12 protein-coding genes are annotated in these 13,688 nt (G+C 69.6%); 5 read left to right on the top strand and 7 right to left on the bottom strand.

The window, feature by feature from the left end; all coding sequences use genetic code 11:
* Position 1: 1 nt before the first annotated feature.
* Genes AB0N22_RS14515 through AB0N22_RS14505 form a run of 3 tightly spaced genes read right to left on the bottom strand, consistent with a single transcriptional unit; the run spans position 2 to position 4,013 of the window.
* Positions 2 to 1,204, bottom strand: a complete 1,203-nt coding sequence (locus AB0N22_RS14515; RefSeq protein WP_364641531.1) for a glycosyltransferase 61 family protein — start codon at positions 1,202 to 1,204, stop codon at positions 2 to 4.
* Positions 1,201 to 2,583 carry an O-antigen ligase family protein gene (locus tag AB0N22_RS14510; protein ID WP_364641528.1) on the bottom strand — a complete coding sequence of 461 codons (1,383 nt, stop codon included), beginning with the start codon at positions 2,581 to 2,583 and terminating at the stop codon, positions 1,201 to 1,203. Before AB0N22_RS14510 ends, AB0N22_RS14515 begins: the two co-directional genes overlap by 4 nt.
* The gene (locus AB0N22_RS14505; RefSeq protein ID WP_364641525.1) at positions 2,580 to 4,013 is read right to left on the bottom strand and encodes a polysaccharide biosynthesis tyrosine autokinase; all 1,434 of its coding nucleotides are present in this window, start codon (positions 4,011 to 4,013) and stop codon (positions 2,580 to 2,582) included. The genes AB0N22_RS14510 and AB0N22_RS14505 overlap by 4 nt, the downstream gene beginning before the upstream one ends.
* A 215-nt stretch (positions 4,014 to 4,228) precedes the next feature.
* Between AB0N22_RS14505 and AB0N22_RS14500 the strand changes: the two genes are divergently transcribed.
* From AB0N22_RS14500 to AB0N22_RS14485, 4 genes are read left to right on the top strand one after another with little or no spacing between them, the layout of a single operon-like run.
* Positions 4,229 to 5,194 carry an NAD-dependent epimerase/dehydratase family protein gene (locus AB0N22_RS14500; protein ID WP_364641522.1) on the top strand — a complete coding sequence of 322 codons (966 nt, stop codon included), beginning with the start codon at positions 4,229 to 4,231 and terminating at the stop codon, positions 5,192 to 5,194.
* A 9-nt stretch (positions 5,195 to 5,203) separates the two neighbouring features.
* Positions 5,204 to 6,430: a glycosyltransferase family 4 protein gene (locus AB0N22_RS14495; protein ID WP_364641520.1), complete on the top strand. Its 1,227-nt coding sequence runs from the start codon at positions 5,204 to 5,206 to the stop codon at positions 6,428 to 6,430.
* Entirely contained in the window at positions 6,427 to 6,963 is a 537-nt protein-coding gene (locus AB0N22_RS14490) for a DapH/DapD/GlmU-related protein (RefSeq protein WP_364641517.1), read from the top strand. The genes AB0N22_RS14495 and AB0N22_RS14490 overlap by 4 nt, the downstream gene beginning before the upstream one ends.
* 4 nt (positions 6,964 to 6,967) lie before the next feature.
* A complete protein-coding gene (locus AB0N22_RS14485) occupies positions 6,968 to 8,047 on the top strand; it encodes a glycosyltransferase family 1 protein (RefSeq protein ID WP_364641514.1) in 1,080 nt (359 codons plus the stop codon).
* On the opposite strand, the gene AB0N22_RS14480 is transcribed toward AB0N22_RS14485, so the two are convergent.
* The gene (locus AB0N22_RS14480) at positions 8,044 to 9,372 is read right to left on the bottom strand and encodes a lipopolysaccharide biosynthesis protein (RefSeq protein WP_364641511.1); all 1,329 of its coding nucleotides are present in this window, start codon (positions 9,370 to 9,372) and stop codon (positions 8,044 to 8,046) included. The two genes, AB0N22_RS14485 and AB0N22_RS14480, sit on opposite strands and share 4 nt — an antisense overlap.
* Positions 9,373 to 9,591: 219 nt before the next feature.
* Here AB0N22_RS14480 and AB0N22_RS14475 point away from each other — a divergent pair, with 219 nt between their 5' ends.
* Positions 9,592 to 10,815 carry an acyltransferase gene (locus AB0N22_RS14475; protein WP_364641510.1) on the top strand — a complete coding sequence of 408 codons (1,224 nt, stop codon included), beginning with the start codon at positions 9,592 to 9,594 and terminating at the stop codon, positions 10,813 to 10,815.
* Here AB0N22_RS14475 and AB0N22_RS14470 read toward each other — a convergent pair.
* The 3 genes from AB0N22_RS14470 to gmd are packed head-to-tail and all read right to left on the bottom strand — an operon-like array spanning position 10,812 to position 13,585.
* On the bottom strand, positions 10,812 to 11,582 hold the full coding sequence (locus AB0N22_RS14470) for a class I SAM-dependent methyltransferase (protein WP_364641507.1): 771 nt from the start codon (positions 11,580 to 11,582) through the stop codon (positions 10,812 to 10,814). The two genes, AB0N22_RS14475 and AB0N22_RS14470, sit on opposite strands and share 4 nt — an antisense overlap.
* A 27-nt stretch (positions 11,583 to 11,609) precedes the next feature.
* The gene (locus AB0N22_RS14465; RefSeq protein WP_364641504.1) at positions 11,610 to 12,611 is read right to left on the bottom strand and encodes a GDP-mannose 4,6-dehydratase; all 1,002 of its coding nucleotides are present in this window, start codon (positions 12,609 to 12,611) and stop codon (positions 11,610 to 11,612) included.
* Complete coding sequence (gene gmd / locus AB0N22_RS14460; RefSeq protein WP_364641501.1) at positions 12,608 to 13,585, bottom strand: GDP-mannose 4,6-dehydratase; 978 nt, start codon at positions 13,583 to 13,585, stop codon at positions 12,608 to 12,610. Before gmd ends, AB0N22_RS14465 begins: the two co-directional genes overlap by 4 nt.
* Positions 13,586 to 13,688: the final 103 nt, after the last annotated feature.

Genomic DNA, 13,688 nt, shown 5'->3' with positions numbered 1-13,688 from the left:
GTCAGCCGAGCAGGTCGTCGACGGCGGCCAGGACCCGCTTCGGGTCGAGGCTGATGTCGGCCTGGATGCCGGACAGCTCGCCGGCCGGCCGCGGCTCCCCACCGATCAGGTAGCGGTAGCTCGCCCCCTCGATGCTGTCGGTGATCGCCCAGAAGCAGTGCTTCACGTACGTCGAGGTGAACAGCTCCAGCACCGAGACACCCGGCTTGGCGAACACCAGGTTGGTCAGCGCCGCGCCGTGGATCCCGACGATGACGTCCGCGGCGGCGAAGTGGTCGATCTGGTCCCGCACCGACATGGCGCCGGGGTCGATCCGCACGAAGCCGCGACCCTCGAGCTCTGGCCACAGCTCCGGCTCCTCGATCAGCCGCCGCGTGTTGCGGCCACCCGTACGGGTCACGAAGATGCGCTTAGGCTTGTCGGCGGTCTCAACGGCGGGGAACGTGCGGCGCACCCACTCGACCATGCCGCGCGGCGCGACCTCCATGGGGTTGGCCGGCGAGGGCACGAGCAGGTGACGGGCCCGGACCGCGGTGCTGCGGGACGCCTCGATGACCGGTAGGCGGTCGAGCCCGGACAGGGCGAGCAGCTCGCGGTGGTAGCGCGTCGTGCTCGGGACGTGGATCGCGTCGGGCTCGCGGCCCGGCATGCTCTCCTCGAATACCCCCCAGCGCGGGAGGACGTCGAGCAGGAAGTGGTAGTAGCTGTTGCCGCCGCCGCGGGTCGCGAGGGCCAGCACCGAGCCGTCGACCTGCTCGGCGCGAGGCAGCCGCCGCCGCAGGAACAGCGGGTGCTCACGCCAGTCCGTGATCGCGAAGTAGGGACTGGTCTCGAAGTCGAGCGTGCCACCCGGCGTGACGACCGCGCCGTAGTCGCCCACGACCGTGCCGTCGGCGATGTCGGCGGTGAACGGCGGCGGCACGTCGTACGTCCGCATGGTCGCAAAGGCCCAGTGTCCCGCGGGCTCGCCCGGCGGCTGCTCGCGGTCGAGGTGCTCACCCTCCGGGCGTACGTGGATCGTGACCGCCTGGGGCTCCCACGCTGCTGTCATGGCCGTCGAGTCGCTGCCTCGGCGCGGCAGCGCGCGCTGGCCGAACACGACGGAGATCCGCCGGAACACGGCGCCGGCGAAGAAGGCCGTGAGACGGTGCGCGCGCTTGACGAGGGGCCACGCCGGTTGCAGCGCGCTGGGCAGCCGAGTCACGACACCGTCTCGACCGGGACGGCGCGACGGCGCGACCGCCGGGTCTCCATCGCGCCCTCGTCGTCCTCGTCGAAATCCATCCCGGTGACCACGAACGCCAGCGCCAGCAGGATGCCGACGTAGCGACTGCCCAGGTTGGGGGTGATCGGACCGGCGATGACGTAGGCCAGGGCGGGATAGGCGAGCAGCCGGTAGGGCCGCGGGCCGTGGAAGATCGGCGAGACCATCGACCACAGGACGAACAGGAACGCGATCAGGCCGATGACCCCCATGCCGGCCAGGACCTGCACGTAGATGTTGTGGGCCAGGAAGATGTCGAAGTCGAAGCCCGCGCCGAAGATCGGGTGGTGCGTGAAGACCTCCCAGCCCTCGCGCAGGCCCTTCTCACGCTCGGCGTTGGAGCCGGCGGCACCGGCCCGGCCGAGGAGGCGGGACAGCGCGTTGCCGCCTTCCTCGTTGAGGATGCGGTCGATGTTGGCGATGAGGAAGATGCCGCCGAGCGTTAGCCCGGCAGTGACCTTGATCGACCGCTCCATCGCGGGATAGATGACGGCCAGGACGGCCGCGACGAGGAGCGAGGCGCGGCTGCCGCTGATCCAGATCGTGTACATGCACAGGGCGCCCGCGAGGAGCACCATCCAGCGGTGCTGCGGGGCCAGCTTGGCGTAGATGAACGGCAGCAGGGCCAGGGCGAGCAGGCCGGCGTAGCCGAAGGCCGTGGGCTGCTCGGACAGGCCGATGTAGCGAGCCGTGAGCGGGTCGGGGCCGCTCACGATGCCGTACGCCAGGCTCAGCACGACGCCCACGACGTAGCCGGCCGCCAGGCAGAACAACGTACGTCCGCGCGGGGCCCACCACACGAAGAGAAGGGGAAACACCAAGGTCGCGGCGAACACGCGCACCATGAGGCTGAGGCTGCCGATCGGCACCTCGTTGAACAGCGACGTGCCGAAGCCCACGACGAACAGGACGCTGGCGCCCAGCGCGAACTGCCACGGGACCCGCAGGCGCTGGCCGAACATCGTCGGGAGCAGCAGGATGAAGCCGACGACGAACAGCAGGTCGGAGATCGTGACGGCGCTGGCGCCCGGCACCACGACGCTCGTCATCGGTGCGGCGACCATGCCGGCCACGTTGAGCCCCGCTCCGAGCCCCCGCAGCCCGAACGTGATGAGGGCGACGAAGAACAGGGCCACGCCGATCGAGAGCACGGCCCCGACGGTCGAGGACATCGCGAGCGGGAGCAGGCCGACCAAGAGCACCCCGGTGAGGGCGACCGGCCACACGCGCATCCCGACGGGATGCGCGTGTGGCACGTTCTTCGGATCCTCGTTGGGATCGATCGTCGGCGTCTCGAACGGAGCGCCGCTGAACGTCATCGCTTGGCCCGTCGACCCGTCCCACTCAGGGCGCTCTCGGACTCCTTGAACTTGACCTTGACCTTCCCCTTGTCGATTTCGTAGGGAACGCCGTAGCCGTAGCCGTAGTAACCGTAGCCGTCCGTGCTGGCCCGGCGCGGCGTGCGGTTGAGGACCGTGCCGAACAGGCGGCCACCGACGGCCTCGACGCGGGACACGGCCAGCCGCAGCTGCTCACGACCCGTCGAGCCGTAGCGCGCCAACAGCAGGGCCCCGTCGACCTCGGTCATGAGGATCGCGGTGTCGGCGACTGGGAGCAGCGGCGGCGCGTCGATGATGACGACGTCGTACAGCGCCCGGGCGTGCGCGAGCAGGTCGCGCATGGCCTGCGTGTCGAGCACCTCGGCCGGGTTGGGCGGGCGAGGGCCGGTGCCGAGGAAGTGCACCCCGCTGGAGTGCTCCTGGATCGCGTGTTCCAGCGTCGAGCGGCCGATGAGAGCCGTGATGACGCCCACGGAGTTCTCGAGACCCAGCAGGTCGGCGACGTTGGGGTTGCGCATGTCGGCGTCGATCAGCAGGACCGACCGGCCGGACTTGGCCATCGACACCGCGAGGTTGGTCGCGACCAGCGTCTTGCCCTCGTCGGGCAGGGCGCTGGAGACCACGATCATCTGCCGGCTCGCATCAAGGTTGGCGAACTGCAGGTTGGTTCTCAGCACCTTGAACGCCTCGCTGAGCGAGCCGCTGTCGTCACGACTCAGGGGGTCCTTCCTGACGGACGGGTCGAACGGCAGGGTCGCCATCACCGCATTCCCGGTCGCGTGCTCGACGTCCTGTCTCGTCTTGACGGTCGTGTCCAGCAGGTCACGGAGCACCGCCCCGGCCACACCGATGAACGTGCTCAGCAAGATGCCGACGATGATGTCGAGCATGACGTTGGGGGCCACGGGGCTGGCGTTGAACGAGGCCTTGCCGGTGACCCGGGCAACGATCGCGGCCGACAGGTTGGTGTCGGCGGGCTTCTCGATCTCCTTGACCAGGTCGACGATCTCCTCGCTCTCGGCGGCGGCGATCTGCTGGGCGAGCTGGGGCGTCTCGGCCTTGGCGGTGATCTGCAGGATCAGCGTCTGCGGCACGACGTCGGCCGAGATCTCGCCGGCGAGCTCCTCGCGCGTCATCTTGAGGCCGAGCCGGTCGATGACCTTCTGCAGCACCGTCGGATCGGTGGCGAGGTCGGCGTAGGAGGCGATGCGCTGGGCCGCGAACACCGTGGCAGCGTAGGGGTCGGCCTGCCCATTGGTCGGGGTCGAGACGAACACGCGGGCGGACGAGCTGTAGACCGGCGAGAGGTTGAGGACCAAGCCGACCGTCGCGATGGTGCCGATCACCAGCGTGCTGATGATGAACTTCCAACGACCACGCAGGATGCTCAGGAATTGACGCAGATCCACGCGTTGGTCCCTTTCAGTGAGTGTGCACGACCGACATGCCGGTCAGGTGTAATAGGGAGTGTATGCGAGGCGACGTTCGCGGCGTGCACGAAGTCCGTCCCGGGGGCCCCGGGCGTAACCATCGACACCCTGTGCCGTTGTGTAACCTGTGGTCCACCCTGGACAACTGACGGCACCACGGCCGGCGTACGCGGCCACGAAAAGGTAGGAATTCGATGACCGTACTTGTGACCGGCGCCGGAGGCTTCATCGGCGGCCACCTCGTTGCTGACCTCCTGAAGCAGGGCAAGGACGTGCGCGCTGTCGACGTCAAGCCCCAGGACGAGTGGTACCAGGTCCACGGCGACGCCGAGAACGTCGTCGCCGACTGCGCCGACATGAGCGACGCCCACAAGATCGCCGTCGGCACCCAGGAGATCTACAACCTCGCGGCCGACATGGGCGGCATGGGCTTCATCGAGAACAACAAGGCCGAGTGCATGCTCTCGGTGCTCACGAGCACCAACATGCTCGTCGCCGCCCGGGACGCCGGCACGCAGCGCTACTTCTACAGCAGCTCCGCATGCGTCTACGCCGGGGACAAGCAGACCGACCCCGACGTGACGGCCCTCAAGGAGTCGGACGCCTACCCGGCGGACCCCGAGGACGGCTACGGCTGGGAGAAGCTCTTCAGCGAGCGCATGGCCCGCCACTTCCGCGAGGACTTCGGCATCGAGACCCGCATCGCCCGCTACCACAACGTCTACGGTCCCGAGGGCACGTTCGAGGGCGGCCGCGAGAAGGCCCCCGCGGCGCTCTCGCGCAAGATCGCCCAGGCCAAGCTCAGCGGCGACCATACGATCGAGGTCTGGGGCGACGGCGAGCAGAGCCGCAGCTTCATGTACATCGACGACTGCGTCCGCGGCAGCCAGGAGATCCTGGCCGGCGACAACGTCGAGCCGGTCAACCTCGGCAGCGCCGAGCTCGTCACGATCAATCAGATGATCGGCATCCTCGAGGACATCGCCGGCATCACGGTCACCAAGAACCACGACCTGTCGGCCCCCCAGGGCGTGCGCGGCCGCAACTCCGACAACACGATGTTCCGGGAGATCTACGGGTGGGAGCCGTCGATCTCGCTGCGTGACGGGCTCGAGAAGACCTACGGCTGGATCTACGACCAGCTCAAGTCCCGGGCCTAGAGCCGCACGATGGAAGTCATCGTCCACGACTTCTCCGGCCACCCCTTCCAGGCCGAGCTGTCGCGCAAGCTGGCGAGCCGCGGCCACACCGTCGAGCACCTCTCGGCCGACCAGTACGTCAGCGGCAAGGGCCACCTGGAGCACCAGGACGGCGACCCGGACACCCTGACGTTCCGCTCGATCCGGCTCGACCTGGCGTTCCAGAAGTACGCCCCGCTGGCGCGGCTGCGCTGGGAGCGCGCATACGCGCGGGCGTGGATCAAGCAGCTGCGCACCTCGTCGCCCGATGTCGTCGTCGCCTGCAACCTGCCGCTGATCACGCTCTATCTCTTCTCCCGCTACGCCAAGCGCCGCGGGCTGGCCTGGGTGCTGTGGCACCAGGACATCTACAGCTTCGCGCTCGCCGACGAGCTGCGCCGCAAGCTGCCTCGTCCCCTGGCCTGGCTTGGCGGCAAGGTGCTCGTGAACCTTGAGGCGCGTTGCGCGCGCCGGGCGGCTCACGTCGTGGCGATCGGCGACGCGTTCGAGGGGGTCTACGACGACTGGAGCGTGCCGCGGGACCACGTCTCGGTGATTCCCAACTGGGCGCCGCTCGACAAGATCTACCCCGTCGAGCGGGACAACCCGCGCACGGCCGACCTCTTCGACGCCGATGCCGCGCTCCGGCTCGTCTACGCCGGCACGCTGGGCCGCAAGCACAACCCTCGGCTCCTGATCGACCTGCTGGCGACGGTCCGGTCCACCGGGATCGACGCCGCCCTCGCCGTGGTCTCGGAGGGCGAGGCGGCCGACGACCTTGCGGTCATGGCGCGTGAGCAGGACCTCCCGGTCCGCATCCTGCCGTTCCAGCCCGCGGCGAGCCTGCCGGACGTGCTCGGCACCGCCGACGTCCTCGTGGCGCTGCTCGAGCCTAACGCCACGAAGTTCTCGATCCCCAGCAAGGTCTTGTCCTACATGGCCGCCGGACGGCCGATCCTCGGTCTCATGCCGGCCGACAACCCCGCCGCCCTCGACATCCGGGACAGCGGCGGCTTCGTCGCCGACCCCTCCGACGTCGGGGCCAAGACCGGTGCCGGGTGGCTCGCCGAGCTCTCCGGGGACCGCGCCGCCCAGGCCGACATCGGCAGCCGCACCCGCGCGACGGCCGAGCGCAAGTTCGACGTCGACAAGGTCGCCGAGCAGTTCGAGCAGATCCTCGAGGCGGCGATCCCGGCCGGAGCCCTGACCGCGACGTGACCGAGCGACTCGACCATCCACGACTCGGAGCCTTCACCCTCGCGGGCTACGACAAGGGCCGCGGCGTGCTGTGGCAGGCCGCCTGGTTCGCCGTCCAGAACCTCGTGTTCGGCACGTGGTGGTTCCCTCGCCGCTTCCGTCCTGCGGTCCTGCGGGCCTTCGGCGCGACGGTCGGCAGCAACGTGACCATCCGGCACCGCGTCCGCGTGCTGTGGCCGTGGAAGCTCACGATCGGCGACGACACGTGGGTCGGCGAGGACGCGTGGCTGCTCAACCTCGAGCCCATCGCGATCGGCACGGACGTCTGCGTCTCGCAGGGGGTCTTCCTCTGCACGGGCAGCCACGACCGCCGGTCGGCGGACTTCCGCTACGACAACGGTCCTGTCACGATCGAGGACGGGGTGTGGCTGGCGGCGCAGAGCCTCGTGCTCCGCGGTGTCACGGTCGGCACCGCCAGCGTGATCGGCGCCAGGGCGGTGGCGACCAGGGACGTGTCCCCGGGCTCGACCATCCGCGTCGGGACGGTCCACTAGCTCCATGCGCATCCTCTTTGATGGCTTGCCGATCACCGGCTCGAGCCTCGCCATTGTCATCGAGCACACCCTCGCCGGCTGGCAGCAGCTCGCCGACCGCGACGAGCTGCACATCGTCTTGGGTCCGGACGCCGAGCTGACGGTGCCCGACGCGGTGACGGTGCACCGGGTCGGGTTCGGCAGGCGTCCCGGCCTCGGCCGCGTGCGCCAGCAGAACGTCGCGGTGCCCCGACTGGCCAGGCAGCTCGGCGCCGACGTCGTCGTGGGGGTCCTGCCGACCACCACGATCGCCCCGCTGCCGTGCCCACGGATCGTCATGGCGTACGACATCCGGCACGAGCTGCGACCGCACCAGTTCAGCCGCAAGACCCTCGCGATGCGCAAGGTCAGCTATGGCCTCGGCTGGCGGCAGGCCGACGGCATCACCTGCATCTCCAACCGCACGCGTCAGGACCTGCTGCGGTCACGACCGTGGCTCGCAAAACGGCCGGTGCGGCTGAATCTCCTGGGTGCCGACCACGTCGACTCCTGGCCCGCCGGCGTCCATCCGGAGCGCTATGCGATCGCGTTCGGGCAGTACGGCAACAAGAACGTCGATTTGGTGCTGGACGCCTGGCGCCTGCAGCTGGACCGCGGTCCTGTAGTGCCGCTCGTGATCGTCGGGCTCGGCGAGGGACCCCGGGCTGAGACCCAGCGACGGATCGACCAGCTCGGCCTGAGTGACGTCGTGACGCCGCTGCCGTGGCTGTCGGACGAGCAGTTCCGCGCCCGCTTCGCCTCCGCCGACCTCGTGGTGTTCCCCTCGGACTTCGAGGGCTTCGGCCTGCCGGCTGTCGAGGCGATGCGTCTCGGGCTGCCGCTCGTCGTCACACCGGAGACCGCCTTGCTCGAGGTCACCGGGGGCCACGCCACCGTGATGGACGGGTGGGACCCGCCCGCCCTCGCCGATGCCGTCGGCGTGGCGCTCGGACGTACGCCGGCCGAGCTCGAGGCGGCGCGCCAGCACGCGCTGCCCTTCACCTGGCGCCGGACGGCCGCAGACGTACGTGCTCTGCTCGTCGAGGTGGCGGACCGGAAGCCCTAGGGCATCAGGGGGTCTGCGTCGTCGAGCTCGATGACGTCCACCAGGTCGACCTCGTGCGGTTGTCCCTCAGCGTCGCCGGTCCCCCACGACAGGGTCGACGCGACCCACACGCAGGCGATCGCGGCCGAGACCACCAGGGCGACCCCAGCACCCTCGAGGCCCCACAGGTGCATGCCGAGGAACGCGGACGCGACGAGCACGACGGTCGAGCCTGCTTCGGCGAACGACGAGGCCGCGACCCGGCCCTGGGCCTGTGCCGCCGCGACGAGCACCCGGCGCAGCGCGAGCAGGGCCCAGGCCACGATCAGGATGCGGGCGACGTCGGTCGCCGGCACGAACTCCTCGCCGAAGAAGATCCGCAGGGCGGGGCCGATGACGAGCAGCATCCCGCCGACCATCGCGAGGTCGAGCACGATGGCAGCGGCGAGCCACCGACGCATCACCGCTTTGGCGCCAGCGGGCGGCAGGGCGGCCATCCGGGGCAGCAGAATCGCGGCGATGCCGGCCAGGACGATCGACGGGAAGCTGGTCGCGGACGCGGCCACTGCATAGAGGCCGAGGGCGGACGAGCCGAGCACGAGGCCGACCAGCAGCTGGTCGAGGCCCCACGCGTCGAGGGCGTTGAGGCCGCTGATAAACCCGCGCCGCGCGAAGGCGTGCACGTCGCGGCGGTCCACCTGCGCGTCGAGCTCGCCGGTCGGCGGCCGCAGCATGAGCCACGCGACGACGAACCCGCCCAGCAGCGAGAGGATGTAGATCAGCAGGATCACGGCGGCGTCGTCGACCGGATCGAGGATGAACAGGGCCGCGACCGCCGCGACGTACGACGCCATGCCGACGAGTCGCTGGGTGTTGATGCGACGGACGTTGCCCTCGCCCTGCAGCATCGCCCCGAGCAGGAACTGCACGGAAAGGCAGAAGCTGACAGCGAGGCACTCGACCGCCAGCAGCCACTGGTGTGGGGCGTCGCGGACCAGCGCCGCGACGAGCCCCGCGGCGACAGTGGCGGGCACGAGGGTGGCGAGGATCCAGACCTTGAGGTGGCCGCGCACCACGTCGCGCGCCGGCGCCCCGGACGAGCCCACAGCGTGCGCGATGGCTGGGCTGAGGCTGCCGACACCGGCGAGCGCCCCCAGCATCGCGACGAGCATGACCATGACCATCTGGCCGCGGCCCTCGGGGCCGATCATCCGAGCGACGAGCGGGCCCGAGGCGACGGTCAGCAGCTGGACGCCGAAACCGGCCGCGGCGATCGAGAGGAATGCCCGCAGCCCTCCGCCACGACGGGGCACCGACTTGTCGGGCGCGGCGTCAGCGGGGGTCATCGTCTCCTCGAGAGGTGCGGCAGATCGCGGGAAGTCTACGGAGGGCAGCGACCTCACCGTATCCGCCATCTGGGCCGGGTCAGGTCGGGGCCACGCGACCGCGACAATTCTCCATGGGGCGGCGTAACGAATTACTGTCTCTCTGAGTTGGATGTACGACGAGGAGCCACACAACGCGCTCGGCAGTGCCGACCGCCACACGGAGCGGAGCACCACCCGATGACGGACTCGAAGCGCGAGATCGGCCACGCGCCTTCGTGGGGAAAGCGGCTCGCGGGTCTCGACGGGCTACGCGGTCTGGCACTGCTCGCGGTGATCCTCGCGCACACGATCATCCTGCTGCCCGGGTCCGGCGGCTACAGCGCGTTCGGCACGGCACTCACGGGTCTGATGGTCCACGGCCTGACGTTCTTCTTCGTCCTCTCGGCGTTCCTGCTCTACCGGCCGTTCGCCTCCGCCGCGATCCAGGGCCGTACCCGCCCACCCACGCGCGAGTTCTACCGCAACCGCATCCTGCGCGTCTGGCCGGCGTACCTCGTGATCTTCGCGATCGTGACCTGGGGATTCGGCCTCGCGGTCGTCGACAACGAGATCCCCGGGGTCGAGCGGCTGGGGCGCATGACCGACCCGGTCGACATCATCCTCAACCTCCTGCTGCTCCAGAATTGGTGGCCCGGGTCGGCGTTCACGGGTCTCAGCGTCTCGTGGTCGCTCGTGACCGAGGTGTCGTTCTACGCCATGCTGCCGGTCCTTGGCGCGATCGCGATCTGGTTCGCCCGCCGCGGCCGGCCGGTCGTCGGCGCACTCGTGCCCGCCGGCCTGATGCTCCTGATGGGCCTGTGCGGCCGGCTCATCACGATGGGCATTAACGGCGGCGAGGACATCGAGGTCGAGTCGACCTGGCTGTCGGCCATCAACCGCAGCATCATCGGTCAGGGCGACCTGTTCGGTCTGGGCATGATCATCGCGGTTCTTATCGTCGTGTCCGACCGACTCAGCGAGAAGCGGCTGCGCACTTGGCGCATCGCCGGCTGGGCGACCGTGTTCGTCGCCTGCGTCGCGGTGCTCGGGATCGGGTCGGGCGAGTACGCCACACCGTTCATGGGCGTCATCTTCGCCTGCATCCTCCTGCTGACGCAGATGCCCAAGTCCGACGCCTTCTCCCGCGCCGTCGTGCGCGTCATGGAGACCCCGCTGCCGCGGCTCGCCGGCGAGTACAGCCTCAGCGCGTACCTCTGGCACTACCCCGTCATCTGGTTCCTCTACAAGCACGTCGGCCGGGCCGTCTACGACTCCAACGCCGACATCGCCGTGAGCTTCGCGATCGTGCTCGTGCCGACCGTGATCCTGGGCGCCATCACGTACCACCTGGTCGAGAAGCCCGCGATGAGCAAGAAGCGCCGCACCGACCGGCGCCTCAGCGAGGCCAACACTGCGCCTTAGTCGTCGGTCTTCTGCACGAACACCAGCAGCGCCGGCGACAACGCCGGCGGCGTCAGCCGATTGAGGAACGAGACGAGTCGCCAGGCAGTCACCGACCGACCGAAGTAGGCCGGCTCGCTGGTGTTGCCGTAGACGTACGTCCGATGGCGGCCGAACAACCGACGGAGCGTGCGCCGGGTGTTCATCTGGTAGCGGACCGGGAAGACGTCCTCGGCGACCCGGTCGGGCTGCAACCGCTTGAGCAGCCGCACGTGCAGCCCGTTGGGGATCGCCCGCGCACCGAGGCCGACCATGCCCCACTTGTTGGGCGTGCGGGCCGCGAACCATCCGCCCGGCTTCAGGACCCGCATGATGTCGTCGGCGACGTCCTGCGCGTCGGCCGCGTTGATGTGCTCGAGGACGAAGTCGGCGAAGACCAGGTCGAACGAGGCGTCCTCGAACGGGAGCGGCTTGCCGATCTCGACGACGAGGCCCTTGTCGAGGGACGGGTTGGTGAGGACCGCATCGTCCACGTCCGTGCCGACGACCTCGGCGACCCGTCCACGCAGCATGCGCAGGCGACGAGGCATCTCCGGGATGGGCTCGAACATCCACCAGGCGCGGCCCGCCCCGAAGTCGAGGACCCGGCTCTTCTCGTCCACGAGGGCGTTGATCCTGGAGTAGAACTCGATGTCGCCGTTGACCCGCGAGTAGCCGCCGACGGCCGCTTCCGGGAAGACGCGAAGCAGCGTGGGATCGGGCTTGAAGTCGTCGTTCTCCGTGGGCACGAGGAACAGCCTAAGGGGCGACGCCCGCTAGCGGCGGAGATACTCGGCAGACTCCTCGACCCCGGTCCGAACGCGCTGGAGCTCGACCTCCACCATCTCGGCGACGAGCTGCTCGAACGATGTCGCGGCGGTCCAGCCCAGCACCTCACGGGCCCGCGACGCGTCGCCGGACAGGCCCGGCGCGTCGGCCTTGCGCATCAGGGCCGGGTCCTGCTGGACGTACGGCCACGGGTCGGCGATGCCGACGGCACCGAAGGCCAGCTCGAGCAGGTCCTGCAGTGAGCGCAGGACCCCGGTCGCCAGGACGTAGTCACCGGGCTCGTCGTGGCCGAGGGCCAGGTGCATCGCGGTGACGTAGTCCCGGGCGGCGCCCCAGTCGCGCGAGACGTCGAGGTTGCCGAGACTGATTGCGTCGCGGCGGCCCTCCGAGATCTCGACGGCCGCCCGCACGATCTTGCGGGTCACGAACCCGGCACCGCGCAGCGGGCTCTCGTGGTTGTAGAGGATCCCGACGCACGCGAACAGCCCGTGATCCTGCCTGGCCCGCACCGTCGCCTGCTGCGCCCGGCTCTTGGAGACGGCGTAGGGACTGGCCGGGGCGTGCGGCGTCGACTCGTCCTGGGGGTTCGGGGCCCGCGGTCCGAACACCTCCGAGCTGGAGGCCTGGAAGAACCGCGGCGCCGCGCCCGTGCGGTCGCGCATCGCGAGCAGCGAGTCGAGCATCGACTCGACCGCCGCGGTGTTGACCTCGTGCACGAGCTCCTCGGCGTCCCAGCTCGCCCCGACGGACGTGAACCCGGCGAGGTTGTAGACCTCGTCCGGCTCGTGCGCCGCCAGCAGGCGATCGAGCCCCGCGGCGTCACGCAGGTCGTGCGGCTCGAGCTGCACCCCGTCGAGATACGGCAGCATCGGCGCCGTCGCCCCGGGCTGCACGGTGCCGACGACCCGGTATCCACCGGCGAGCAGGTGCCGGGCGAGGAGCACCCCGTCCTGTCCGCCGGCGCCCGTGACGAGGGCGGTTCGGGTCACGCCTTGAGCAGGGCGATGTCGGCGTCGACCATGAGCTCGGCGAGCTGCTGCGTGCCGGTCTGGGCCTTCCAGCCGAGCAGGTCGTTGGCCTTGGACGGGTCACCGAGCAGGGCGTCGACCTCCGTCGGGCGCTCGTAGCGCTCGTCGTACTTGACGTAGTCCTTCCAGTCGAGGCCCACGTGCGAGAACGCCATCTCGCAGAACTCCCGCACCGTGGTCCCGGTGCCGGTGGCCAGGACGAAGTCGGTCGGCTCGTCGTGCTGCAGCATCCGCCACATGCCCTCGACGTACTCCTTGGCGTAGCCCCAGTCGCGGATCGAGTCGATGTTGCCGAGCACGAGGTCGTCCTGCGTGCCCGCCGCGATGCGGGCGACGGCGCGAGTGATCTTGCGGGTCACGAATGTCTCGCCACGGCGGGGCGACTCGTGGTTGAACAAGATGCCCGAGACCGTGAACATGTCGTAGGCCTCGCGGTAGTTGACCGTGACCCAGTGCGCGTAGAGCTTGGCCGCGCCGTAGGGCGAGCGCGGGTAGAACATCGTGCCCTCGTCCTGCGGCGGCGGCGTGGCGCCGAACATCTCCGACGTCGAGGCCTGGTAGAAGCGGGCCTCGAGCTTGGCGGCCCGAATGGCCTCGAGCAGGCGGATCGTGCCGATGCCGTCGGCGGATGCGGTGTACTCGGGCATCTCGAACGACACCTTGACGTGGCTCTGCGCAGCCAGGTTGTAGACCTCGTCGGGCCGGATGTCGCGGATGAGGTTGACCAGGCTGACGCCGTCGGTCATGTCGCCGTAGTGCAGGAACAGGCGCTTGGCAGCCTCGGGATCGTTGTCGCGGATCGGGTCGATGCGGCCTCGGTTGAACGACGACGAGCGCCGGACCAGGCCGTGGACCTCGTAGCCCTTGTCGAGCAGGAGCTCGGTCAGGTAGGAACCGTCCTGGCCGGTGATCCCGGTGATGAACGCGCGCTTCATGGCCTGCCTCTACGTGGATTCGTTGGGGTTTCCCGCGCCTCAGCCCGGTCTCGCAGGTCACAGCATATGGGGTCCGCTGGGCGAAGCGGCCTATTATGCTCAG

The sequence above is a fragment of the Aeromicrobium sp. NPDC092404 genome, from assembly GCF_040684095.1.
Classification (GTDB): domain Bacteria; phylum Actinomycetota; class Actinomycetes; order Propionibacteriales; family Nocardioidaceae; genus Aeromicrobium.
The sequence above is the reverse complement of the archived record's forward strand: the minus strand, read 5'-3'. Positions and strand labels throughout refer to the sequence as shown.

Coding starts and splice junctions, on each gene's coding strand:
- AB0N22_RS14510 (WP_364641528.1), bottom strand. CDS start 2,583: ATGACGTTCAGCGGCGCTCCGTTCGAGACGCCGACGATCGATCCCAAC.
- AB0N22_RS14500 (WP_364641522.1), top strand. CDS start 4,229: ATGACCGTACTTGTGACCGGCGCCGGAGGCTTCATCGGCGGCCACCTC.
- AB0N22_RS14495 (WP_364641520.1), top strand. CDS start 5,204: ATGGAAGTCATCGTCCACGACTTCTCCGGCCACCCCTTCCAGGCCGAG.
- AB0N22_RS14485 (WP_364641514.1), top strand. CDS start 6,968: ATGCGCATCCTCTTTGATGGCTTGCCGATCACCGGCTCGAGCCTCGCC.
- AB0N22_RS14480 (WP_364641511.1), bottom strand. CDS start 9,372: ATGACCCCCGCTGACGCCGCGCCCGACAAGTCGGTGCCCCGTCGTGGC.
- AB0N22_RS14475 (WP_364641510.1), top strand. CDS start 9,592: ATGACGGACTCGAAGCGCGAGATCGGCCACGCGCCTTCGTGGGGAAAG.
- gmd (WP_364641501.1), bottom strand. CDS start 13,585: ATGAAGCGCGCGTTCATCACCGGGATCACCGGCCAGGACGGTTCCTAC.